At 39.0% G+C, this 24,643-nt stretch carries 21 protein-coding genes and 1 other annotated feature; of the genes, 2 read left to right on the top strand and 19 right to left on the bottom strand.

Annotation, left to right across the window (positions count from 1 at the left end):
- Window positions 1–94: 94 nt before the first annotated feature.
- The 7 genes from pheT to thrC all read right to left on the bottom strand — a co-directional run bounded on the left by pheT (window position 95) and on the right by thrC (window position 8,605).
- Window positions 95–2,518, bottom strand: coding sequence for a phenylalanine--tRNA ligase subunit beta (pheT, locus tag BLS24_RS04375; protein ID WP_091756498.1), 2,424 nt, complete (start codon window positions 2,516–2,518; stop codon window positions 95–97).
- A 37-nt stretch (window positions 2,519–2,555) separates the two neighbouring features.
- The gene (gene pheS / locus BLS24_RS04370; RefSeq protein ID WP_330393331.1) at window positions 2,556–3,578 is read right to left on the bottom strand and encodes a phenylalanine--tRNA ligase subunit alpha; all 1,023 of its coding nucleotides are present in this window, start codon (window positions 3,576–3,578) and stop codon (window positions 2,556–2,558) included.
- 50 nt (window positions 3,579–3,628) lie between these two features.
- Window positions 3,629–3,866: a binding site (T-box leader), on the bottom strand.
- A 54-nt stretch (window positions 3,867–3,920) separates the two neighbouring features.
- Entirely contained in the window at window positions 3,921–4,562 is a 642-nt protein-coding gene (locus BLS24_RS04365) for a manganese efflux pump MntP (protein ID WP_091756496.1), read from the bottom strand.
- A 57-nt stretch (window positions 4,563–4,619) separates the two neighbouring features.
- Window positions 4,620–5,279, bottom strand: coding sequence for a deoxyribose-phosphate aldolase (gene deoC, locus BLS24_RS04360; protein ID WP_091756494.1), 660 nt, complete (start codon window positions 5,277–5,279; stop codon window positions 4,620–4,622).
- Between the two features lie 86 nt (window positions 5,280–5,365).
- The gene (locus BLS24_RS04355) at window positions 5,366–6,736 is read right to left on the bottom strand and encodes a citrate/2-methylcitrate synthase (protein ID WP_091756492.1); all 1,371 of its coding nucleotides are present in this window, start codon (window positions 6,734–6,736) and stop codon (window positions 5,366–5,368) included.
- Between the two features lie 23 nt (window positions 6,737–6,759).
- Window positions 6,760–7,101 (bottom strand): hypothetical protein, encoded by a 342-nt coding sequence (locus tag BLS24_RS04350; protein WP_091756490.1) that lies wholly within the window; start codon window positions 7,099–7,101, stop codon window positions 6,760–6,762.
- A gap of 10 nt (window positions 7,102–7,111) precedes the next feature.
- Window positions 7,112–8,605, bottom strand: a complete 1,494-nt coding sequence (gene thrC, locus BLS24_RS04345; protein ID WP_091756488.1) for a threonine synthase — start codon at window positions 8,603–8,605, stop codon at window positions 7,112–7,114.
- 118 nt (window positions 8,606–8,723) lie between these two features.
- Between thrC and BLS24_RS04340 the strand changes: the two genes are divergently transcribed.
- Window positions 8,724–9,521, top strand: coding sequence for a hypothetical protein (locus BLS24_RS04340; RefSeq protein WP_091756486.1), 798 nt, complete (start codon window positions 8,724–8,726; stop codon window positions 9,519–9,521).
- On the opposite strand, the gene BLS24_RS04335 is transcribed toward BLS24_RS04340, so the two are convergent.
- The 3 genes from BLS24_RS04335 to glyA form a co-directional block, all read right to left on the bottom strand.
- Window positions 9,522–10,403 (bottom strand): YitT family protein, encoded by an 882-nt coding sequence (locus BLS24_RS04335; protein ID WP_091756484.1) that lies wholly within the window; start codon window positions 10,401–10,403, stop codon window positions 9,522–9,524.
- A gap of 104 nt (window positions 10,404–10,507) precedes the next feature.
- Window positions 10,508–11,791 (bottom strand): glycoside hydrolase family 3 N-terminal domain-containing protein, encoded by a 1,284-nt coding sequence (locus BLS24_RS04330; RefSeq protein WP_091756482.1) that lies wholly within the window; start codon window positions 11,789–11,791, stop codon window positions 10,508–10,510.
- 757 nt (window positions 11,792–12,548) lie between these two features.
- Window positions 12,549–13,787 carry a serine hydroxymethyltransferase gene (gene glyA / locus BLS24_RS04325; protein WP_091756480.1) on the bottom strand — a complete coding sequence of 413 codons (1,239 nt, stop codon included), beginning with the start codon at window positions 13,785–13,787 and terminating at the stop codon, window positions 12,549–12,551.
- Window positions 13,788–13,912: 125 nt separating this feature from the next.
- Here glyA and BLS24_RS04320 point away from each other — a divergent pair, with 125 nt between their 5' ends.
- Window positions 13,913–14,884, top strand: a complete 972-nt coding sequence (locus BLS24_RS04320) for a diacylglycerol/lipid kinase family protein (RefSeq protein ID WP_091756478.1) — start codon at window positions 13,913–13,915, stop codon at window positions 14,882–14,884.
- A gap of 55 nt (window positions 14,885–14,939) precedes the next feature.
- On the opposite strand, the gene BLS24_RS04315 is transcribed toward BLS24_RS04320, so the two are convergent.
- The 9 genes from BLS24_RS04315 to BLS24_RS04275 form a co-directional block, all read right to left on the bottom strand.
- Window positions 14,940–15,650 (bottom strand): phosphatase PAP2 family protein, encoded by a 711-nt coding sequence (locus BLS24_RS04315; protein ID WP_091756476.1) that lies wholly within the window; start codon window positions 15,648–15,650, stop codon window positions 14,940–14,942.
- Window positions 15,651–15,721: 71 nt separating this feature from the next.
- A complete protein-coding gene (locus BLS24_RS04310) occupies window positions 15,722–16,747 on the bottom strand; it encodes a glycosyltransferase family 2 protein (RefSeq protein ID WP_091756474.1) in 1,026 nt (341 codons plus the stop codon).
- Between the two features lie 6 nt (window positions 16,748–16,753).
- Entirely contained in the window at window positions 16,754–17,389 is a 636-nt protein-coding gene (locus tag BLS24_RS04305; protein WP_091756472.1) for a DUF1653 domain-containing protein, read from the bottom strand.
- A gap of 68 nt (window positions 17,390–17,457) precedes the next feature.
- A complete protein-coding gene (holA, locus tag BLS24_RS04300) occupies window positions 17,458–18,483 on the bottom strand; it encodes a DNA polymerase III subunit delta (RefSeq protein ID WP_091756470.1) in 1,026 nt (341 codons plus the stop codon).
- 76 nt (window positions 18,484–18,559) lie between these two features.
- Complete coding sequence (locus tag BLS24_RS04295; protein ID WP_091756468.1) at window positions 18,560–20,854, bottom strand: DNA internalization-related competence protein ComEC/Rec2; 2,295 nt, start codon at window positions 20,852–20,854, stop codon at window positions 18,560–18,562.
- A 20-nt stretch (window positions 20,855–20,874) separates the two neighbouring features.
- Window positions 20,875–21,744 (bottom strand): GerMN domain-containing protein, encoded by an 870-nt coding sequence (locus BLS24_RS04290; protein WP_176764328.1) that lies wholly within the window; start codon window positions 21,742–21,744, stop codon window positions 20,875–20,877.
- A gap of 62 nt (window positions 21,745–21,806) precedes the next feature.
- Window positions 21,807–23,306 carry a sensor histidine kinase gene (locus tag BLS24_RS04285; RefSeq protein WP_091756806.1) on the bottom strand — a complete coding sequence of 500 codons (1,500 nt, stop codon included), beginning with the start codon at window positions 23,304–23,306 and terminating at the stop codon, window positions 21,807–21,809.
- Between the two features lie 14 nt (window positions 23,307–23,320).
- Window positions 23,321–24,001, bottom strand: a complete 681-nt coding sequence (locus BLS24_RS04280) for a response regulator transcription factor (RefSeq protein ID WP_091756464.1) — start codon at window positions 23,999–24,001, stop codon at window positions 23,321–23,323.
- Between the two features lie 19 nt (window positions 24,002–24,020).
- Entirely contained in the window at window positions 24,021–24,635 is a 615-nt protein-coding gene (locus BLS24_RS04275) for a helix-hairpin-helix domain-containing protein (RefSeq protein ID WP_176764327.1), read from the bottom strand.
- Window positions 24,636–24,643 lie beyond the last annotated feature (8 nt).

Raw genomic sequence — 24,643 nt, 5'->3', positions numbered from 1 at the left:
CTTAAAACAAGTAAAGAGGATGATGCAAATGCATCATCCCCAACTTTATTATTCGAAGAACAATCTTCTCTTTGCCAAATATGATTGTAACATATTATGAACGAAGTTCAATATTAAGAGACTCAAGTCCATTTAATATTTTCTTCATTGCTGCTGCTACTTCTTCATCCTCAAGGGTCTTTTCTTTGTCTCTAAATGAAAGAGAATAAGCCATTGACTTGAAGCCTTCCTTGATCTGTGCTCCTTCATAGATATCAAAGAGCTCAAGGCTTTCAAGCTTCTTGCCGCCGCGCTGTCTGATCATCTTCTCGATGTCTCCAGCAAGGACGTTCTTTGGAACTACCATTGAAAGGTCTCTTGTAACTGCAGGGAACTTGGCAATTCCTGTGTAGATAGTATCAAATGCAGCATGACTGACAACATGAGGCATATCAATAACTGCTACATATACTCTTGTATCGATGTCGTAGTTATCACATACAGCTGGGTGAACTTCACCGAGATATCCGATAACTTCTCCGTCATAAACGATATTAGCCTGTCTTCCTGGGTGAAGGAATGGCTTGCCTGCATTTGGATCATAAGTAAGCTTATCAAGCATGTGAACGCTATCAAGGAACTCCTCAACTGCACCCTTCATGCTATAGAAATCACCTTCTCCATAGAAACCAAGTGTGAGCTGCATTCTCTCATCTGGAAGCTCTGTAAGAGGAAGACTCTTTGGAACATAGATGTTGCCCATCTCATAGAGTCTTACATCCTTATTTCTACGATTATAGTTTGTAGCAAGGCTAGTAAGGATTCCGTTAAGAGGAATAGTTCTCATGATAGAGAAATCTTCTCCTAATGGGTTAGATATCTTGATAGCCTGTCTCTCTTTTGCATCCTCTGGTAAAAGAAGCTTATCAAATACCTTAGGACTTTCAAATGAGTATGTATAGCCCTGTGAGAAGCCGCAGAACTGAGCAACCTCTCTAGCTTTTTTCTCAACTCTCATCTTGAATGAAATGCCACCTGTTGTAGCGCTGTTCTTTGGAAGAGTTGTAGGAATCTTGTCATATCCAAAGAATCTAGCAACTTCCTCAGCGATGTCACACATCTGGTTAAGATCCTGTCTGAATGATGGGATGATAACCTCATCAGTAGCTGCATCATAGCCAACTTCTTCTCTACCCAGGATCTCGATCATCTCATCCTTAGAAATATCTGTTCCAAGAAGCTTATTGATCTTGTCTGCCTCAAGAGCAAATCTCTTAAGAGGAGCAATTGGAAGTCCAACCTGAACAACACCAGGAACAACCTTACCGCAGCCAAGCTCTACTACAAGCTGGCAAGCACGGTTAATAGCATCAAGAGCGTTTGCTGGATCAAGTCCTTTCTCAAAAAGACCTGATGCATCTGTACGAAGACCTACTCTCTTAGCTGACTTTCTGATGTTTGGTCCATTGAATGTAGCAGCTTCAAAAAGAACTGTATCTACATTGTCAGTGATCATTGAGTTCTCACCACCCATGATACCAGCGATACCAACTTCCTTCTCGCCGTCACAGATCATAAGAACGTCCTTATCAAGCTTTCTCTCCTGACCATCAAGAGTAACAAATGTATCTCCATCATTAGCTCTTTTAACAACGATCTTGTTACCAGCAATAGTGCTCATATCATAAGCGTGCATTGGCTGGCCATATTCCATCATTACATAGTTTGTGATATCTACAAGGTTGTTGATAGGTCTGATACCAACACTGGCAAGTCTTCTCTGCATCCATTTTGGTGAAGGAGCGATCTTGATATCCTTAACGACTCTTGCGCAGTAATTTGTGCAAAGGTCTGTGTCCTTGATCTCAACGCTGATCATGTCCTTAGCGTTTCCATCAGCTTCTTCCTTAACTTCTACTACTGGAGCCTTGAAAGGAAGCTTGTATGTAGCTGCAGTTTCTCTAGCGATACCAAGAATGCTGTAGCAGTCAACTCTGTTAGATGTTACTTCAAACTCAAATACAGTGTCATGAAGTCCAAGTACTTCTACTGCATCTGCGCCAACTTCTGTATCCTGTGGGAAGATATAAAGACCTTCCTCTGGAGCTTCTGGATAGAAATCTCTAGTAGAACCAAGCTCTTCGATTGAGCACATCATACCAGCTGATGGTACTCCGCGGAGCTTACCTGCTTTGATCTTGATTCCTCCTTCTGGAAGTGGGCCGCCGTCATGACCACCAGCTACTCTTCCGCCATCAAGAACAACAGGAACCTTGTCGCCCTCTTTCATATTATTTGCGCCTGTAACGATCTGGATAGTCTCTGTTCCAATATTAACCTGACAGATAACAAGCTTATCAGCGTCTGGATGAGGCTCGATCTTGTCGATCTGACCAACTACGATCTTGTCGAGGTTCTTATCAAGTGGCTCGTATGTTTCTGTCTTGGTTCCAGAAAGAGTCATTGCGTCAAAGAATTCCTGATCTGTGCAATTTAAATCTGGTACATATGCTTTAATCCATGATTTGGATGAATTCATTTTTTTATCCCCTTTTCTTAATCTGTTAAATCTATCATTAGAACTGATTCAAAAATCTGATGTCATTCTCATAGAGAAGTCTCATGTCATCAATCTCATACTTAAGAAGTGCGATTCTCTCAAGTCCGACACCGAAAGCGAAACCTACATACTCGTTAGGATCAATTCCGCTCATCTCTAATACGTGAGGATGTACCATTCCACAGCCAAGGATCTCGATCCATCCCTCTCCCTTACAGAAACGGCATCCCTTACCGCCGCACTTAAAGCAGCTTACGTCCATCTCAGCAGATGGCTCTGTGAATGGGAAGTGATGTGGTCTGAATTTTGTCTTAGTATCTGGTCCAAAGAGCTGCTTAGCAAACTCTGCAAGAGTTCCCTTAAGGTCAGCAAATGTAATATCCTTGTCGATCACAAGACCTTCTACCTGATGGAAAGAAGGTGAATGAGTAGCGTCAACTTCATCAGCACGGAATACTCTACCAGGAGCGATCATCTTGATAGGAATACGTCCCTTTTCCATTTCATGAACCTGTGTAGAAGATGTCTGAGTTCTAAGAAGAAGATCTCCTGTGATATAGAAGGTATCCTGCTCGTCCTTAGCTGGATGATCAGCTGGAATATTAAGAGCTTCAAAGTTGTAGTAATCCTTCTCGACTTCTGGTCCTTCAACTACTTCGTAGCCCATTCCTGTAAAGATTCTCTCTACTTCTTCAAGAGCTACTGTATTAGGATGTCTGTGTCCAACCTTATTCTTCTTGGCAGGAAGTGTTACGTCGATAACCTCTGCCTTGAGCTTAGCATCACGTGCTGCAGCTTCCATTTTGGACTTAGTCTCTTCTAAAACCTTTTCGATTGCTTCTCTTGTCTCATTAACAAGCTGACCAACCTTAGGTCTATCCTCTGGAGCAACGTCCTTCATGCTCTTAAGGATACTTGTAAGTTCACCTTTTTTACCAAGAACATTTACTCTGATCTCGTTGAGTTTCTCAAGACCATCAGAACTCTCTATCTGCTTAAGAGCTTCCTCTCTGATCTTATCAAGCTGTTCACTAATCATCATCTTTCTCCTTTTTTTGTAATAAAAAACGTCCCATGTGTTTGTTCAACACAAGGGACGATAATATACCGCGGTACCACCCAAGTTCCTGCAACTAAATGCAGACACTTCAGTTGTCTGTAACGTAGACTTACGATCCAGGCTACTAGAATCCTTCACCAAGACTGCTCCAGTGCGAAATTTCCGTATATAGTATTGCCCTAAGAAGCTCTCAGCCGATGACTTCTCTCTCTGAAAGGGATGCTACAACATCTCTAGGCTACTGCCAAACACCATCAAAGCATTTAACTTATTTACACCTTAATAATTTTATGTTTGCAAGTAAAAAAAGTCAACCCATAATTACAGGAATGAACTAATAAAAATCTCAAGTCCTATTCCTATAAGAATGACGCCGCCCACGATCTTGGCATTTGATGCAAGCTTAGTTCCGAATTTATTTCCAAGCTTAAGGCCTATATAGCAGATGATAAATGTCACTATGCCAATTATAAAAGAAGCACCAAGAGCCATTACTGTCTTGTAATCTGCGATAGTAAATCCAACTGAAAGAGCATCGATCGAAGTAGCTACCCCCTGCACCATAAGGCACCTTAGGTCAAGCTTATTGGTATTAGGGTCAAGGCCACATCTAGGGCACTCTTTGTTAGTACACTCCTTGCAGTTACCATCTTCAGAGCATTTCTTTTCCTCTATAGCCTCTTTTATCATCTTGCCACCGATAAAAGAAAGAAGTCCCAAAGCTATCCAAGGAATGAATTTCTGAAAGCCGTTAAATAAAACTTCGGCGTTATGAACAAGAAACCATCCAATTAACGGCATAAGAAACTGAAATCCTGCATAGATTCCAGCAATATAGGCTTTTCTTTTTCTCTTCATCTTTGGCTCAATAAAACCATTTGCCAAAGAGACAGAAAAAGCGTCCATAGCAAGCCCAATGCCAAGCATGATGCTATTGAACACAAACAATACGTATTTTGCCATTTAAAATCTCCTAAACAGATAAATAAAGGAACTGCTTAATGCAGTTCCTTTTAGCTATTACAGATTATATTTTGCTGCGATAAGTGGAGCAACCTTTGAAGATCCGATTCTGCTGCATCCAGCTTCGGCATATGCAAGAGCATCCTCTATTGTACGGATTCCGCCTGCAGCCTTGATCTTAACATCAGGTCCGATATGCTTTTTGAAGAGTTCGATATCAGCAAGTGTTGCACCAGCTGAACCAAATCCTGTTGAAGTCTTGATGTAATCAGCCTTAACTTCTGTAACGATCTTGCAAAGCTCGATCTTCTCTTCTTCTGTAAGATAGCATGTCTCGATGATGACTTTAAGGAGCTTATCTCCGCAAGCTTCTCTGATCATCTGAAGCTCTTTTCTAACTTCATCATATCTGTGATTCTTGACATCGCTTATATTTACTACTGTATCGATCTCATCTGCACCGTCTTTGATAGACTCTTTTGCCTCTACTACCTTAGAAGCTGCGCAGTTGTATCCAAGAGGGAAGCCAATTACTGTGCAAAGCTTTAAGCTATCGCCGTACTTGTCATGCACTCTCTTTAAATATGTTGCAGGAATGCAAACTGTAGCTGTGCCGTATTTAACAGCCTCATCGCAAAGAGCAACGATTCCTTCCCATGTAGCATCTGCCTGAAGCAGAGTATGATCAATAAGTTTTATGATTTCTTTTTCTTCCATTTCAATGATTCCTTTCTGAATATACAACACTAAGTATTATATACTAAACATTCATATTATAGAACCCTATCAGTATATATGTAAACTTAGCGCTTATCAACAGGAATATATTCCTTACGTGGTTCAATAGCCATATAAGCAGGACGAATGATCTTACCGTTATTAGCAAGTTCTTCCATTCTGTGAGCACTCCAACCAACGATTCTGGCAATGGCAAAGATGGTAGGATAAAGCTCTTCAGGAAGGCCAAGCATTCTATAAACGAATCCAGAATAGAAATCCACGTTAGCACTTACACCCTTATACATAGTGCGTTCTCCACTGATGATCTGTGGTGCAAGACGTTCTACAAGCTTGTAGAGCTCAAACTCTTTTTCTTTTCCCTTTTCAACAGCGAGCTTTTCTACAAAGCTCTTTAAGATAACAGCTCTTGGATCAGACTTTGAATAGATAGCATGTCCAATACCATATATGAGTCCTGCTCCATCAAAGGCTTCTTTGTTGAGGATCTTGTCAAGGTAGGCTCTAACCTCTTCTTCATCCTCCCAATCCTTAACATTGGCTTCAATATCATCAAACATATGAACTACTTTGATATTAGCTCCGCCATGTCTAGGTCCTTTAAGAGAACCGATGGCAGCTGCGATCACAGAATAAGTATCTGTCATACTTGAACTTACTACATGTGTGGTAAAAGAAGAATTGTTACCACCGCCATGCTCCATATGAAGCACTAGACAGATATCAAGAAGCTTGGCTTCAAGCTCTGTATACTGACTATCTGGTCTTAAAAGATAAAGGATAGTCTCTGCAGTTGATAATTCCTCCAGCGGAGGATGGATAATAAGTGAATTACCCTCGTGATAATGATTGTAAGCATGGTATCCATAAATAGAAAGAAGTGGAAACATGCTTATCAGCTGAAGTGACTGACGAAGTACATTTGGAAGTGAAACATCATCAGCATGATCATCATAAGAATATAGTGTAAGTACACTTCGTGCCAGCGTATTCATCATATCGCGGCTAGGAGCCTTCATTATTACATCTCTTACAAAGCTTGGTGGAAGGCTCTTATAAATTCCAAGCAATTTTTCAAACTCGAAAAGTTCTTTGCCAGTTGGCAACTTATCAAATAAAAGCAGGTATGTACATTCCTCGAATGCAAACCTATTTTCCTTGACTGCAGCATCTATCAGCTTATGAACATCATATCCTCTAAAATAGATCTCGCCGTCTGCTGGCACCTCTTTGCCATCAACTACCTTTTTGGCTACAATCTCAGAAATTCTTGTTAGTCCTGTAAGTACACCCTTACCATTTAGATCACGAAGCCCTCTCTTAACGTCATATTTTAAAAACAGATCATATTCAATAAGATCAGCCTCTCTAGAAAGATTGGAAAGTTCAACAATCTCCGGCGTGTTTTCTGAATAATATCCTTTACCTAAATCCATACGCACCTCCTTATAATTGTGTTTTAATAAAATCTAGCTTTCCCCTTTTCGATAAAAACATTTCCGATCACATAGAAAACCAAAACACCTACGTAAATATAGACGTGTAAATCTCCTCTGCTGTATAGATCGCAAAAAATGCCGGTCATACCAAGAAGCACAAGGATAAAGCCCTGAGCAAAATGCCTTGGGAAAGCATACTTTTTGAAGCCTTCCCTGTCCTTAAGCTTGTGCACATTAACCTTTGGAGAAATCATAAAACCGACTTTGATCAGATCATTTACTCTCATCTGTTCTGCATAGTAAATGAGTAGAGCGCCGCCGAGAATTATCAAAATATCTGCAACATTACTAAATGAATCCATTTATCTCACCTCAGATTCCAAGAAAGTTCTTTACTGCCTTTTCCATTTCTGTTCTATCTACAACAGTCTTGTGTCTGATCTCGGCTGTTCTGATAGATGTAACAGCTTCTGGAATATCTACCTTAGAGATAGCTGAAAGTTCATCAGCAAGAGCAAAATCATCCTTAGAATCATCACCATGTCCAAGTGCATTCATAACGCTTCTTGTGAACTTGAATGGACTTGCTGTTGAAGCGATAACTGTTACCTTATCATCTCCTGTTTCTTTCTTGTATTTATCATAAACAGCGCTTGCAACAGCTGTGTGGGTATCAATTAGATAGCCTGCACCATCAAATACTTTTTTGATAGTTGCAAAAGTCTCTTCCTCTGTAGCATATCCGCCATAGAAAGAATCAAGTTTTGCACGCATATCATCAGATATTTCATACTTACCATCATTTGAAAGCTTGGCCATAAGATCTGCATCCTTAGCAGGATCATTGCCAGCGATATGATAAATAAGTCTCTCTAGGTTAGATGAAATAAGAATATCCATTGAAGGTGATGATGTTAATACAAAATCACGGTTTCTGTCATATTCACCTGACTTAAAGAAGTCAAATAATACCTTGTTTGAATTGGAAGCACAGATAAGCTTAGCAATTGGTACTCCCATATTCTTGGCATAATATGCAGCAAGAATGTTACCGAAGTTACCTGTAGGAACTACAACATTGATCTCGTCTCCATCAGCAATTCTTCCCTCTTTTAACAGTTTGCAATAAGCATAGACATAATATGCGATCTGAGGAACAAGTCTTCCAATATTGATAGAGTTTGCTGATGAGAACTGGAATCCCTTGCTATCCATAAGTTCTGCAAGAGCCTTATCAGTAAAGAGCTTCTTAACTCCTGTCTGAGCATCATCAAAGTTTCCTTCGATGCCGATAACACAAGTGTTGTCACCTTTCTGTGTTACCATCTGCCTTTCCTGAATAGGGCTTACACCGTGCTTTGGATAAAAGACAATGATCTTAGTGCCAGGAACATCTGCAAATCCGGCAAGCGCAGCTTTACCTGTGTCTCCACTGGTAGCTGTAAGAATGACAATATCATTCTTTACCGCATTCTTCTTGGCAGCTGTAGTCATAAGATATGGAAGGATTGAAAGAGCCATATCCTTGAATGCAATTGTTGATCCATGATAAAGCTCAAGATAGAAAGCTCCGTCAGCTTCTGATAAAGGAGCGATCTCCTCTGTATCAAACTTAGAATCGTATGCATGAGAAATGCAATACTTAAGCTCCTCTTCGGTATAATCTGTAAGAAGAAGCTTCATAACTTCATAAGCTGTTCCCTGATAATCAAGGTCTGCAATTTCTCTGAGTGACTTCTCGAGATGTGGTATATGGTCAGGAACATACAAGCCTCCATCTCCGGCGAGACCTCTAAGTATAGCCTCTGACGCTTTAATATTCCCCTTTTCCCCTCTGGTACTACTATACAAAACTTCCTTTGCCATTGCTTTTACTCCTCATTTATTGGTAAAATAATAATAAGTATACCATAATTCTCTAGTAAATATCCACTTTTATTTTAACGCTTTGACTCATTAAAGTTTTCTTGATTTGGGGGATCCATTGAATAATAAAAAAATTGTTGGAGTATATTACACATCCTTAAAAGATGGCACTCCGTCCTATAGAGCTTCTATAACCTACTGCGGAAGGCACATCGCCCTTGGTTCTTTTGACAATGACAAGGACGCAGGCAAGGCCTACAAAGACGCAAACAAAGTTCTTAACAATCCAAAATATGACATAAGTTCATATAGTGATAAAATGACTCTTCCTTTCGATAAGTATGTCTCTTTGATCAATTACAGAGACAAGGGAATGTACATCTCTAACCCTATCTATCTGGAAAAGAAGTATTTTTTGTATTATCTAGCTCCTGATCATGCCCTTAAATTTGATATTGATGACCTCTTCTACTATTCATCCCACAAGATCATGAAAAGAGGCTCTCATCTCTTCGTAGCTGATTATGGAAGCCAGCTTTCAGTTCTCCAACGCTACGGCATCAAGAGCTATGCAGTTCTAGGAAGGGATTATAGATTTGCTAATGACGATCCAACTGATCTTAGATACGAGAATATAATCATCCTCAATAGATACCATGGTGTAAGACAGTATGCAGAGAAGGGCTTTATCAGATATAAAGCTGTCATACACGTAAAAAGCAACTATGTCATAGGCAAATATAACTCTGAGGCAGAAGCTGCCATCGCCTACAACAAAGCTGCTGATATGCTCATAAAACAAGGTATAGACAAAAACTATGAATTAAATTATATAGAGGAGCTCACTGCTTCACAGTATGCTGACATCTATATGAAAACCAAGATCTCTCCAAAGATCAGTGCCATAACCAAGTGATCAGTCACGAGGCTTCATGTAGAAGTTACCCATGACCTCTTCTGTTCTGATAGAGTTGATAAAGGCATTTGGATCAATGGCCTTTATCTTTGGAATAAGTTTTCTGATATCTGAAGCGCTTACTATTGAGTAAACGATCTTTTTATTCTTGTGGGCAAAAGAGCCCTCTCCATCGATAAGTGTTGCTCCATGTCCGCACTCAGAGTATATCATGGCACACACATCGTCTGGCATATCCGTGATTATGAATAATGTACGCTGCTGGTATGTCTTGTAGAGCACGTGCAGTGCCTGCGTAGAAACATACTGGTAAATAATGGAATAAAGCGCTTTATCCCAACCAAACATAAATCCAGCAATTGTAAGAAGTACTACATTACCACCGAGAATTATAGGGAATGCATCCATTCCTTTTTTCTGTGAAAGGAAAATGGAAATAAAATCTGTACCGCCACTAGTTGCATCAACTTCAAGACACATAGTGATAGCTATAGAGTTCAGGATACCACCAAATACCGCAACAAGAAGTGAATCATGAGTTACAGTCATAACTGGAATAAGGTCAACAAAGAAACCATTGAAGATAACCATGATCATTGAGAACAAGGTGAACTTCTTGCCTATATAACGGAAACCAATATATACAGGTATCGCATTTAATAAGATATTGATAGGGGTGTAAGCAATCTGAATGCCGCAATACTTGGCCACTGCTCTCTGAATAACAATTGTAAGACCCTGCGCTCCGCCAGGGATAAGTCCACCACCATTAATGAAGGTCTGGATATTAACAGCCATAAGAAAAGCTGCTAGCAATACAACTATCAGCCTAATGGTGTCTCTTTTAAGAGTTGAGATGATCCTTGTTTGTTTCTCTGACATAAATATGCCCTTTACATTTATATATTTTACGAGCCTAGTATAACTCTTTATATGTAAACTGGCTAGATATTTTTTTGATTTATGTAAACAATTTCAAGGAAACGTCAGCCTACGATCTCACCTACTCTGTCAGCATACTTGATCCTGTATATTCTGATCAAAGACTCATTGATCCTGTCTTCTGATATCTCTCCGCTATTAACAGCTGATAAAAGGCCTTCATATGCAGCTGTAAAATCTTCTGGACAATAGATCATGTCAGCACCAGCCTTGATAGCTTCTACTGCTGACTGTTCAGGAGTATAGTACTCCGTGATAGCGCCTTCATTCATAGCCCCAGTTACTACAACACCATCGAATCCAAGTGCACCTCTAAGCTCATCACCAATGATCATTTTTGAAAGTGATGCAGGAGTGTTATCACCAGACACTTGAGGGAATGAAGCGTTAGACATCTGTATTGCTTTGATATTAGAGTTATCAATAGCATTTTTAAATACTGTGTATTCTCCGGTAACAAGTTCCTCTTTGCTCTTGTCTATAACTGCCATCTGCTTGGATGTATCTGCACTAGCTGGAAATGCAACTGCGCAGGCACTTACTCCAGATTCCTGAATGCCATTTACCAAAGAAGAAGTAATATCCTGAACTGCCGCAAGATCTGTACCATATTCTCCGCTCTCAGTTATATCCATATTAGGTGCAAGATCAAAGTTAAATCCATAGCCAAACATAGCTGAGCCAATGGCAGAACCTGCACATAAACCTGCATCAGAACTATTGATATCAGAAACGCCTTCAATACCGATCGCACTTGCTATAGCGCCATTACCATTTTCATTAGTGATAGTAAAAAGTGGATACTTGCTCATTGATGCTGTAGTGCTAAGCATCTCTGAAATCTGCTCTGCGGATTTGATATTCTTTTTGGAATAAACGATTCCGCCAACAGCATATGTAGAAAGAGCATCCTGTGTACCTGATCCAGCCTTGATGGCTGTATCAACACCTGTAAGCTGTTCTGGTGTTACTATAAAAAGAGCTGCCACCTTATCTTCAATCGGCATCTCACTTATACAACTGTTAACAACCTCATCTAAAAGGTCCTCTTGTGTCATCTCCTGAGGTTCCTGCTCAGCTTCAGGAGTTTCTATAACAACAGACTGAGCACTAGCTTCTTCAGCTGCTTTCTGCTCTTCTTCCGCCTGCTTTTCTACCTTGTGACTATCAAATACTTTTTTGACACTGATAACGCCAAAAGCTCCTGCTCCAAAAATAACAAGAACAAAAACTGCCAGACAAATATATGCTATTAACTGGCTGCGCTTTCTCCTTTGCCTACGCGCCAATCTCTTTTCATCAAAATCCTGTTCGTCGATCCTACTCATAATATCCCCATATCAAAACTTAATTTCTACCACTATTTTAGCATATATTAGCACTGTCTGCACAAAAAATCAGGGCAGAAGCTTCATCATATTACCTGCTTCTGCCCTTATACCGAGTACTCATCTTCTAAACTAAATATTTCGTCCAACGGACTGTTCCTCCGAATTTCTCAGCTATTTTTTCCATTTACTTTTGCATTCATATGCTGTGGCTGCAAGGAATTCATATTGCAATCACCACTGATCATGTACTCAAATTGCTGTATTACTACTTCTTTTGAACTTAGAACTTTTAATTAAATAGAACCTATTACTTAGTCTGGTGGTCCGTACCATCCTTTCTTTGAATATTTTAATTAACTATCCCTTTGGAGTGTACCTGCCTTTCTTTCTCCCCGTCCCCAATTGTATATTTCGACTGGAGAAGTATTTTATGTAATTTTCTTTGTTGGTTTTATTATAGATATGCCTCTATGATTTGTCAATACATTTTCTTGTTTTTGATTGATTATTTTGAATATAGCATGCTAATTGTAGAATATTCTGCGTATTATTATAATTGTATATGCTTTTTATACAATTCTGCAGACTTTTTATGCCTATTTCCAAATGCTGAAAATAAGAGGATTTTCACATTATAAAATTTTTATACTTTTTAGTTTTTGGTTAAAAATTAAAAGGGACTGTAATTAGAATTGTTTAACTATTCAAAACAACTTCTAACTACAGTCCGTAATTATAGGAGTTAAAAATGTAATTAATCTAATGGATATTTATCAGTGAGGGTCTTGATGATAGCGCGAGCTTCATCATTCTTTTCACCTTTGCTCTTGATGACTACTGCTATTGCTTCTGCAATCTTATCCATATCATCGGTATTCATGCCTCTTGTAGTAACTGCTGGAGTACCAAGACGGATTCCACTAGTTACAAATGGAGACTGCTGCTCATTTGGAATAGTATTCTTGTTGGCAGTGATATGTGCATCATCAAGCCATGCCTCAACCTCTTTTCCTGTAAGACCATAATTTGTAAGATCTACAAGCATAAGGTGATTGTCTGTTCCACCAGATACGATCTTGATATCTCTCTTCATAAGGCCATCGCAAAGAGCCTTGGCATTATCAACAACGTTCTGAGCATATGTCTTAAATTCAGGAGAAAGAGCTTCCTTAAAGCAAACTGCCTTGGCAGCAATAACATGCTCTAATGGTCCGCCCTGTATTCCAGGGAATACTGCCTTGTTGATCTTGAACTTATCCTGAGCTTCCTGATTCCAGAGAATAAGACCACCACGAGGTCCGCGAAGTGTCTTGTGAGTAGTTGTAGTAACCACATCAGCATATGGGAATGGGCTTGGATGAACACCAGCAGCAACAAGTCCAGCGATGTGCGCCATATCTACCATAAGGATCGCACCGCAAGCATCAGCAGCTTCTCTAAATTTCTTGAAATCTATTGTTCTGCAGTATGCTGAAGCACCAGCAATTATGAGCTTTGGTTTGTGTTCTACAGCAAGCTTGTACATTGCATCATAATCAAGTACACCATTTTCATCTACACCATAAGGTACAACGTTAAAATATGTTCCAGAGATATTAGCTGGGCTTCCGTGAGTCAAATGACCGCCCTGGCTAAGGTTCATGCCCATGATAGTATCACCAGGCTGAAGAAGTGCAAACTGAACAGCAAGATTTGCCTGTGCCCCTGAATGAGGCTGAACATTTGCATAATCACAGTTAAAGAGCTTCTTTGCTCTCTCAATAGCAAGCTTTTCTACTTCATCTACTACATAACAACCACCATAGTATCTTTTACCTGGAAGTCCCTCTGCGTATTTGTTAGTAAGCGGACTGCCCATAGCTGACATAACCGCCTTACTGGTCCAGTTTTCTGAAGCAATAAGTTCAATATGATCATTCTGTCTTGATACTTCTGCTTCAATCAAAGATGCGATCTCTGGGTCTACTCTTCTTACTTCTTCAAGCGAATACATTTCTTACTCCTCCCACTATTCAATTCTACAATTTAATGTGTTAAAGTCACATCTCGCATATCGTACCATACTATCCCAAAAAATGCTATAATGTTTTCGATTAATTCTTTTAACAGGAGTGTCTTATGTATTACTGCATAGTGAATCCTTCAGCCCGCTCAGGAAAAGGAAAAGAAATCTGGAATAAACTCGAGTACAAATTCTTAGAAAAAAAATTGGACTATAGGCCTTACCTCACAAAGGGACCTGGTGATGCCACTAAGATAGTCAGAAATCTTATGGAAAACCCAGACGAAGGTGTCAAAGCACCTTTTAAGATAGTAGTCCTTGGAGGAGATGGAACGCTCAATGAAGCCATTAACGGAATTACTAATTTCGATGATGTACTTCTTGGCTACATTCCTATCGGATCTTCAAACGATTTTGCAAGGGATCTGTCTTATCCTAAGGATATGGATGATCTGTTAGATTCAATAGTGAAGGGTGAAAAGACAAGATCTTTAGATCTTGGAAAACTCACTTACAACAATATGACCAAGCCTTTATCAAGGCTCCATGACGATGAAGTATCAAGCACAAGATATTTTGATGTTAGTTCAGGAATAGGTTTTGATGCAGCCGTATGCGAGGAAGCTCTATCCTCCGGCACCAAGAACTTTTTAAATAGGATTGGTCTTGGCAAGCTCACCTATGGGCTCATCGCTATCAGACAACTCCTTAAAGCTGATAAAATACCATGTGATATCGAACTAGATGACGGCACAACTGTCCATTTAAAACGCTTTATCTTCATTGCCGCCATGGTACATCACTACGAAGGCGGCGGATTTAATTTCGCGCCAAAGGCTGACCTTACTGATGGTAAATTTGATCTGTGCTATGCAGGTGATATGCCTCCGGCAAGAATGATGTTTGCTCTTCCATTTTCATTCTTTGGCAATTACTACTGGATCAAGGGCATCGGTCATCACGTAGTCAAAAAGGCAACTATAAAGACCATGATTCCTATGTGGGTTCACACAGACGGCGAAGTATCTGTTAAATCCGACAATATTACAGTTGAATGTCTTCAGCAGAAGTTATCAATGATGTGCTGATAAACACTAAGAAACCGGTATGAGTAATCTCATACCGGTTTTAAAATGTCATATTTTATTGATTGTAATACGCAAGCTTTTCTTCTCTTTTCTTGCAGAAAGCTTCCATAAAGGATGTGTGATATATCAAAAGATAGAACACTGTAGCCATTATGAAGGCTGTGATCACATCATACATAGAATGCTGCTTGATGAAAAGAGTTGAAAGGATAATTGATACTCCAATGAGATCACTTATCGCTTTGCCCAGCTTGTTAAACCTCTTACTACGATGAATTGCTATCATTGTCCCAAGGGAATTATAAACGTGAATACTTGGCCATAAATTGGCTGGTGTATCACTGGCGTAAATAATTCCTACCAAATGAGTAAAGACATTGTCCCTAGGAAATACTGCTGGTCTAAGCTGGTGCATATTAGGAAAGACTGTAGAAATAACAAGGAAAATAGTCATTCCAGTTGCTAAAAAAATGAAATTCTTGTAGTAATCCTCTATGTCACACATCAGCATCATAAACACCAATGTAAGCGACACGTACAAAAACCACATGTAGTACGGGATAACAAAGACCTCAACAAATGGGATAATGTCATCTACTGCTGTATGGATCACTGCATAATGAGCAAATCTATGTCTCTCAATGCAGATGAACCAGATCATGTAGATAGGTGCATAGATCATGATAGGCTTAAAAAGGATAAGCAAATCATGGAAGTATTCCCTGTCAAGCGGCCTTCCTATCCATCTTTCGATTTTTTCTTTCATAATATTATTGCCCCTCGTGTAACAAAAAACAAACCAATTCCGCTTGGAACTACTCTAGCATATTTTAAATATTAATTAAAGTGAAATATTTTCTGAAGAAGTTTATATCCCGCTAAAGTAATCTTTCTTCCGCCCTTTCCTGGAAGATAGATATATGTTCCTTCTATACTGTATCTGATCTTGACATAGAGCCAGAAATTCTTTTCCTTGATATAGTCAAGAAGCTCTTTTCTCTTGGCAAGATTCTCCTCTGTATCCTCAGTAATAAGAAGTACAGATGAAATAGCTGTAATGATCTCGAGATAATTGAACATGTACTTATGTCTTTCTCTCTGAGAACGGATCATTCCATAATTTTCTACATAATAGTCGATCATAAGCTTGTTGACTCTGAGCTGCTGATCGATTCTTGAAAGCATGATCTTCTGGTTAACTGACTGATCTTCACGTCCAATGTAGTAATAATAGAAATTAACATCAAGGTAATACATTGTCTTAACAAATGGCAATGGATTGAAAACGTAGATGTTATCCACATAGAATGTGTGCTCAGGAAGCTTTAATCCACAATCCTTCAAAAGCTTTGTTCTAAAGATAACAGAATGCATTAACAGGTAATGTCCCTTAGGTGTTCTCTTAACATCTTTCCATGTAAAGAGCTCCTCAATAGGGAACATTGTGCTATAGCGCATTACCTTATGTCTCTTCTCTCCAACTTTGTTATATACAAAGTTGCTGATGAGAAGGTCAAGCTGTGTCTCACCACCAGCAAGTTCTGCAAGTGTAGAAAGAATCTTTCTGTATGCTATCTCTTTTACCCAGTCATCAGAATCTACAACCTTAAAGAAAAGTCCTGTTGCATTCTCAATTCCGGCATTAACTGCGCTTCCGTGTCCGCCATTTGGCTTATGAACCGCTTTGACGATGGTAGGATATTTCTTGGCATATTCATCAGCGATCTCTGCTGTTCTATCCTTTGATCCATCATCTACAATTATGATCTCGACTTCTTCTCCACCTACTAAAAGTGAATCAATACACTTGCTCATGTAGGCTTCAGAATTGTAACAAGGTATCGCAACTGAAAGTAATTTCATTATCTATTAACTCCTTAATCTAGTGCTTTCAAATTTTTCCATAGTTGTAAGGCAGGTACGAAGGTCTGCATATCTGTCATAGACATCGCCCTCTTCTACAACCACGCCAAGAGACATTGCCATGATATCGATCATATCATTGGTGATAACAGGTCTGAGCTTTGATAAAATATCATTTTTGTCTACAGCAAGATCTGCGTCCATGAACTCAATAACAAGTGGATCAAGATTGAGCTCCTGTGCCTCATCATCTACAGTCTTATCCATTACCTCAGAATGTTTATAAGGCTCGTTTCTAAACTGCTCTCTGATAGTCTCAGGTGTTGACCTGTTTTCTGTCTTTTCCTGCGTTTTCACTTCAGGCTTAATCTCAGGCTCTTTCACAGCTTTTGGCTGCTCTAGCGAAGCTTTCTCAACCTTTTCAAAGCGGTATTTCTGGGTAACTTCAGGATACTTAACCCTGTCAACTTCAGACATAAACATATCTAGAGGTCTGCAATATGTCTTGTAATCACCATAGAGCGCCTGGTAAACGACCAATTCATCTCTGGTCTCTGAATGTATCGCTATAGTAACGATCTGATACAGTTTTCCCTTAAAATGTCTGTATATTTCCTGTGGTATTGGTCTTGGTCTATCCACTGTGCTCCTCCTATAAAAAACATTTTGCACATCTTCTTAGTATAACCCTATAATTGTCTTTTTTCAAATTATGCCTTGGGTCTCTTAGTTGTGCAGCCTATTATCACTATCTCAACGCAGATAACGTAATCAAGCTTACCTGTCTTAACTGCCTCATCATTGGAAGCGCAAAGCTCTAGTGCATCACGAAGCTCATTAAAACTAAATTCCCTTGCCCAATTCTGGTATTTACCAACAAGGAAAGGAGCTATTCCTGCAGCACTTGCTATCTGTCCTTTCTCCCTGTGATTATCAGTCATTTCCTTTATCTGCAGCATAAGATTAAACTGTCTTGTAATAAGAGCAAGGATCTTGGCCGGAGGCTCTTTTAATGCAAGAAGGTCATAGTACAGATCAATAGCTCTTTTCTGATTTCTATCAGCTATAGCATCTGTCATAGCAAAGATCCTGCTGGTGATCCAGTTAGCACATACAGCCTCAATATCCTCTTCTGTAACTTCGCTCCTATCTATGCAATAGCATACGAGCTTTTCAATCTCGCTATTTATATTGGACATATCAGTTCCAACGCGTTCTATAAAAAATGAAAGCGCTCTTCCTGAAATGTTTTTACCCTCAGACTTAAATTTGCTGTAAACCCACTTTTTAAGGGTTTCCTCATCCTGCTCGTCGCATCCCATCTCAAGACCTATCTTAGAAGCCGCCTTAAAGATGTCTTTTCTCTTATCAACTTCCTTCTCAACAAATATAAAGAAGGTTGTCTCTGATGGTGCCTTTAGATATTCTGCAAGTTCAGCACATCCGCTCTTAAAAAAGCCGCTGTTCTCAACTAAAATAACCCTTTTATCTGATAAAAAAGGAAGTGTCTCAGCCATATCAATGACTTCAGCCGGGTTAATGGAATCGCCCTCATACCTGGTAAAATTCATGGAATCAGCTCCGCCTCCAAGGGCTTTAACAAGCTTGTCCCTATTTTGCAATCTAAGATATGCTTCCTGTCCATATATCAAATAGCACTGTTTAAAAGTACCATTCTTGATGTCTTCATTAAGTTGTCTTTGCTTAGCAGGAAAGTCTGATGTCTTCACAGCCATATGTCTAATCTCCCAAAAAACTTGCTTCAGAGATTATTCTAACAGATATAGAAGATCTAATGCAATAAACACGGATCTAGTCCAGAAATGCTCGGATATTCATTTTATTGCCTTTTATTTCTACAGTGATATTACCTGATTCATCTGTACGATAGATCTTGGTTCCTGCTTTTCTAAGTCTTTCAAGAAGCTCAGCATGGGGATGACCGTATGAATTACCTTCGCCACAGCTGATACAGGCAACTCTTGGGCTTAAGAGTTCCACAAACTCAGTGTCCGTGGTATATCTGGACCCATGGTGAGCTACCTTAAGTAATGTCAGATTCTCAAAGTCAGCCTTATCTTTTTTGATGTCTGCCACAAGGTGCTCCTGCCCTTTACCTTCTACATCTCCTGTAAAAAGAGCTTTGAACTGCCCGTACTTTAGATAAAGAACTGTAGAATACTCGTTTGCTCCATCTACAATCATATCTTTTTGCGGATTAAGACAAGTAAGCTCAATATCATTAAATGCTAGCTTTTCTCCGCAGCTTATGTAGCTAACTGAGATTCCCAGCTCTTTTGCAGTATTCTCAAGCTCCAGATAGCCATCTTTCCTACATAATTTATATACATCTGGAAGTATCAGATTGTTGATAACAAAGTCACCTTTTTTCACAAGTTCCAAAATCTCTAATATACCAGAAATGTGATCCCTGTCTTCATGAGTTATTACCACAGCGTCAAGTTTGCCAATGCCTTCATAGGATAAATATGGAATTATAGAGTATTTCCCAACTTTCTTTTTGCTTGTACTACCTCCGTCTATCAAAATTGTTTCATGGTGTGTTCTTAGTAAAATGGAGTCTCCCTGACCTACATCTATCATGGATATCTGAAGGTCTGGGAGATTTTTATATAAAAGGATGACGGTAGCTGATATCAAGACTAACCACTTCCCACAATATCTATAACGAAGAAGGTAATTATTTGTCTTCACCTTTGAAAAAGCGATGACAAGTGCCACGAGAGCATAATACAAAATAATCTTCCACTTCTGCGTATGCCCAAGATAAAGGATCTTACCAGGAAGCATGCCTGTTCCAAGACACAAAGTACCATATACCTTAAGTATCACATGTATCAGGAAAGCCTCTATATCAGCAAATATTCCTATGCCCATTCCCAAAAGAGTCATAGATGCGATACAGCCAGTAAATAATAAAATGATTCCAAGGATCATAAGTGGTTCCATAAGAGGCAGTACAATAAGATTTAGAAAAAAAGAGTATATAGGAAATGTGTAATAAAAGCTCACATAAACTGGAAGTGTCATTATAGTAACAGAAATCCCTACATTTAGGCTTTCCTTAACCTTATTAGTGTATCTTTTTATAAATCCCTCTTCCTTATCATCAGCAAACTTCATTTCTTTTTGTTTTTTACTATCTTTTTGTAAAAAGAGATTTGGCTTAAGAAGTGCTATTGCGACTATAGCGCCAAAAGAAAACAGAAAGCCACTATTATATAGATAAAGTGGCTGATCAAAAATGAGAAGCAGTTCAGAAAGCGCAAGGGCTGAAAGAACATCATAGGTTCTTCCTATTACCTTTGAAAAGATCATGACCACAAACATGCATATTGCTCTAAAGGCTGATGTACTAAGGCCGCACATACTACCATAAAGAAACATTATCACTACAGATATTATTGTTCCAAATACCATAGGAAGCTTTAGCCTTTTTAGTAGTTTATATATTCCCATACCAAGTATAGAGATGTGAAGGCCACTAACAGCCAAAATATGCATTATACCGCTGTTTTTATAAAGCTCTTTCACCTCATCATCCATAAATGCCTTATCTCCTAACAAAACAGCTTTCATGATAGAGGAATCATTCTTATCAAGCCTTTTATCCAGAATTTTCTCTAGGAACCGCCTAAGCCTATAAAGATCTTCTTTGACGAAGTCTTTTTTGCCATCTGCTGCATGGATCTTGGCATTATACAATCTATATGCAATTTTTAACGACGAATAATACAGACGACTGTCGAACTCTCCAGGATTTCTGGGAGGTGAGAAGGCGCTTACTTTGCCGCCTATAGTTACCATCTCTCCAACAGAAGGTTCAAAACCTCCACTTTCAAGATAGCATTCCACATATTTAAAATTTCCTTTTAGCCTATCACCAGGAATTAGATAGATAACTAGAACCTCTTCTCCTGCAGAATTTAATCTGACTTCCTTCTCGGCAACAATTCCTGCCTCTTCTAAGTAGGTGCCATCTTCTTGTGCAGGAGAATAGTTCGTTAGTTTTGAAATAGAAAATTCAAGATAGATAAAGACAATCGCCGTAATGATCAAGGAAATGAAACATAACGGCCGTTTCATAAAAACTAAACTCCTAAAGTTTATTCTATAATATCCAGATTTCTCTCATATGAACCTGAAATAATGAAATCCATGTAAGTAAATGTAAGTTCGCCATTTACGGATAATACAACCTTATTCACATTTGAAAACTCAACGATGGAGTTGACCACAGAATAAAGCGCAACCTCAGCAGTTACATTATTGGGCTGTGTCAAAAATGCTGAGTCAAAGTCAACATAGCAGACACCATCCTTGATGCTGATACTATTAAGCTTACAATCCTTGTTGATAGTCGGAAAAGCTATGTTGGTATTTGGTCCACCAATAACCTGCTCAACTACAAGTCTCTCCATGGAAATATTACTGTTGTAAACTACAGATCTGTATACAGGAACAAGCTTGTCTCCTGTTTCATTTGCAAAGTAAAGCTTGAGTTCTATCTTTTCGTAGGTATTGATCTCATTACCAACGTTATAGATAAATTGATCAGCAGACATATTGCCAATGATATTGCCATAGTGGTCAGTAAGTGGTGTGCCCTCGATCTGGAATGATACATAATCAATAAAATCCAGCTGAGAGAAGGTTCTTACTATTGCTGCTCTATTTAGTATCTCGATAGTTCTTCCAAGCTCGTTGTAGCTTCTTCCAAAATTAAGTGTAAGGATCTTGTCCTTTAGGGAATAACCAGAAAGCGTAATATTCTTGATAGGCGCCACATATTCAAGCTTGTCTGAATCAGTCTCAAGCACATCAAGAAGTTCATTTATTATGCCTTCTGCATCATCTTCAGAAGCTTCTATATTGTAGACCTTTGAAATAATGCCAGTCTCTTCCTGGTTGATGTAGTAGACCTTAAAGAGTTCTTCATCTTCGCTACTACTACCTCCACAGGACACCATAGACATAAAAAGGCTTACACAAAGACCTAAAGATATTATTTTTTTGATATAATGTCTGACCTTCATCTTCATAATACTTTTGAGCCATTACTGATAAGAGGAATCTTAACAGTAAATATTGTCCCTTCATCAACTGTACTAGTAACGTCGATCGTTCCTCTGTGCATAAGCACAGCATTTCTAGCAATAGCAAGTCCCAGACCAGTTCCGCCGATCTCACGGGATCTGGATTTGTCTACGCGGTAGAATCTCTCATAAATATGATCCAAAGAATCTCCAGGTATACCAATACCTGAATCCATAACCTTCACTGTAAAATACTGATGATCTGCATCAAGCTCAACCTTGACCCAACCGTTGTCCCTATTATATTTAATGGCATTTTCTACAAGGTTCATGATAACGAGTGATATCTTAACCTCATCGATCTCAGCTGTGATAGTTCTCTTGCTCTCAAGTGTAAGATCTATGTTGCGTCTCTGAGCTATGGGTTTCATCCTCTTAAGGACTACTTCAGTCAAAAGAACTACATCAACAGAAGTAATATTAAGACCAGAAGCCTTTTTGTCCATCTTAACAAGAGCTAAAAGATCGTTGATGATCTTGTCCTCTCTGTCAATCTCTGCTCCTATATCCTGCATGAACTCTCTATAGACCTCATTAGGAACATTTTCCTGAGATAAAAGAGAATCAGCAAGAACCTTGATAGAAGTAATAGGTGTCTTGAGCTCGTGTGAGACATTTGATACAAATTCCTGTCTTGAATCATCCAAAACCTTCATTCGTCTCAAAAGAGCATTGAAAGCATTGATGATCTGCTCAGTCTCATAATAATTTGGTCCAATAACTGGATCATCAGTATAACCAGCCTTAACATCATTGATGGCTGCTGTGATCCTGTCAAATGGTCTAAGAAGTGCATGCGAAACAAGGACGGCGAACACAAGGATAACTATAACAATGATAGTCTCAAGTGTTGTAGCTCTTTTACTAAGGATAGCCAAAGTAGTATCAATAGTATCTGTTGATACACTGGTAAGAAGTACGCCTCTTACAACCTCATTGGATGTTGAACTTCCGGTAACATCTCCCTCTTCTATCATCTCTGTTGTGATGATAGGAGTTATCATCTCAATATAACCATTTGCGCTGTCATATTTTGAGATAGTTCCTTTTGATCCAGTCTTAAGGCACTTAACCACTTCCTCAGAGATAATAGTCTTTCCCTGACTGATATTATAAGTATCCTTTACAACCTTAAGATCGTCGTTGATCACCATTACACGACCATCATAAAGATTGGCAAGCATATCAAGTTCTGCATTTATAACTTCTGATGAGGTATCCTGGAGATAATTGTACGTGATCAAATGATTAGCCAGGATTCTGAGCTGAGTTTGAATCTCAGAAGATCTAACATTGACAGCACGATCTTCATAACTATCCAAAATAAGGGTATGCATCGCAAAACAGGATGCAAAACCTGTTACAAAGACAATTATGAAAAATCGTACTCGTAGACTTTTTAATATATTTCGAATATTGATCTGTTTAAAAAATTCGGCCATATCGCTAGTTGAAATCATCCCTGGAAATAGTATCCACTTCCCCACTTAGTTCTTACATATCTTGGCTCACTTGGATTTACTTCAAGCTTCTCTCTAAGTCTTCTGATATGTACATCTACTGTTCTCTCATCGCCAGGATAGTCTGAACCCCAGATAGTTTCAAGAAGTTCTTCTCTTGAATAAACCTTTCCAGGATTGTGGATAAGGAGTTCCAAAAGCTCATATTCTCTGCTGGTAACGTTAACTTCTTTATCCTTAACGAATACTCTTCTATAAGCCTCATTAAGCTTAAGGTCTCCAAAGATCAAGCAATGCTCATCTGAAGGAGCCTTTGTTGTTCTACGAATGATTGCTTTGATTCTAGCCTTTACCTCAAGAATATTGAAAGGTTTGGTAATATAGTCATCTGCACCATATTCAAGGCCAAGAATCTTGTCCATGTCATCGCCCTTAGCTGTCAACATAATGATAGGAACATTTGAAAATTCACGAATCTGCTGGCACACTTCAAAGCCCGTAAATACAGGAAGCATAACATCAAGTAAAATAATGTCATACTCATTAGTCTTAGCCATATCAATTGCTTCCTGACCATCATATGCACAATCAACAATCATATCATCCTGCTCAAGGCTGAATTTGATTCCTTTTACTATTGCTTTCTCGTCATCTACTACTAGTGCCTTCTTACTCATTCCCTCACCACTTTCTTTTTTATACAGTTATATAATCCTTTATCTTAGAAAAAAGTTTTTCTTTTATTCCAGATACTTTCATAATATCTTCAATGGTACTAAAATTCCCATTTTGTGTGCGATAATCAACAATCTTGGTAGCTATCCCATCACCAATTCCAGGAATAGTCTTCAGATCTTCTTTGGAAGCCCTGTTGATATTTATAAGTCCTGATCCCAGATCAGAATTTAAAAAATTGCCTGAAATTACAGGCTGCATAGTACTTACTTCTTGAACTGTTGGAATCTGTATCTTGATACCGTCCGAGATAGGTTCAGCCAGATTAACGTAGTTATGATCAGCTTCAGCAGAAAAGCCTCCCGCAGCTATCACTGCATCATTTACTCTGCTCCCTAAGGGAAGCTCATAAACTCCAGGAGACACCACTGCTCCACAGATATAGATAACCATCGACGTTTCTACTAGTGTATTACTGGCGCCCTCGTTTGAATCACAAAGGTCAGAACTCGAAGAATTCGAAGATGTTTCATTCTCCGTAACCTCTGTAAGAATTATGTCAGAACCGTTGTTAGCATTAGTGCACCCAGTCAAAAGTAGTCCCAGTGCTGCAATTAGTACTAAATATTTACGCATGTTTCCTC

It is taken from the genome of Butyrivibrio sp. INlla18 (assembly GCF_900103635.1).
Taxonomy (GTDB): Bacteria; Bacillota; Clostridia; order Lachnospirales; family Lachnospiraceae; genus Butyrivibrio.
Note: the sequence above shows the minus strand (reverse complement) of the source record. Positions and strands in the feature narration are given on the sequence as shown.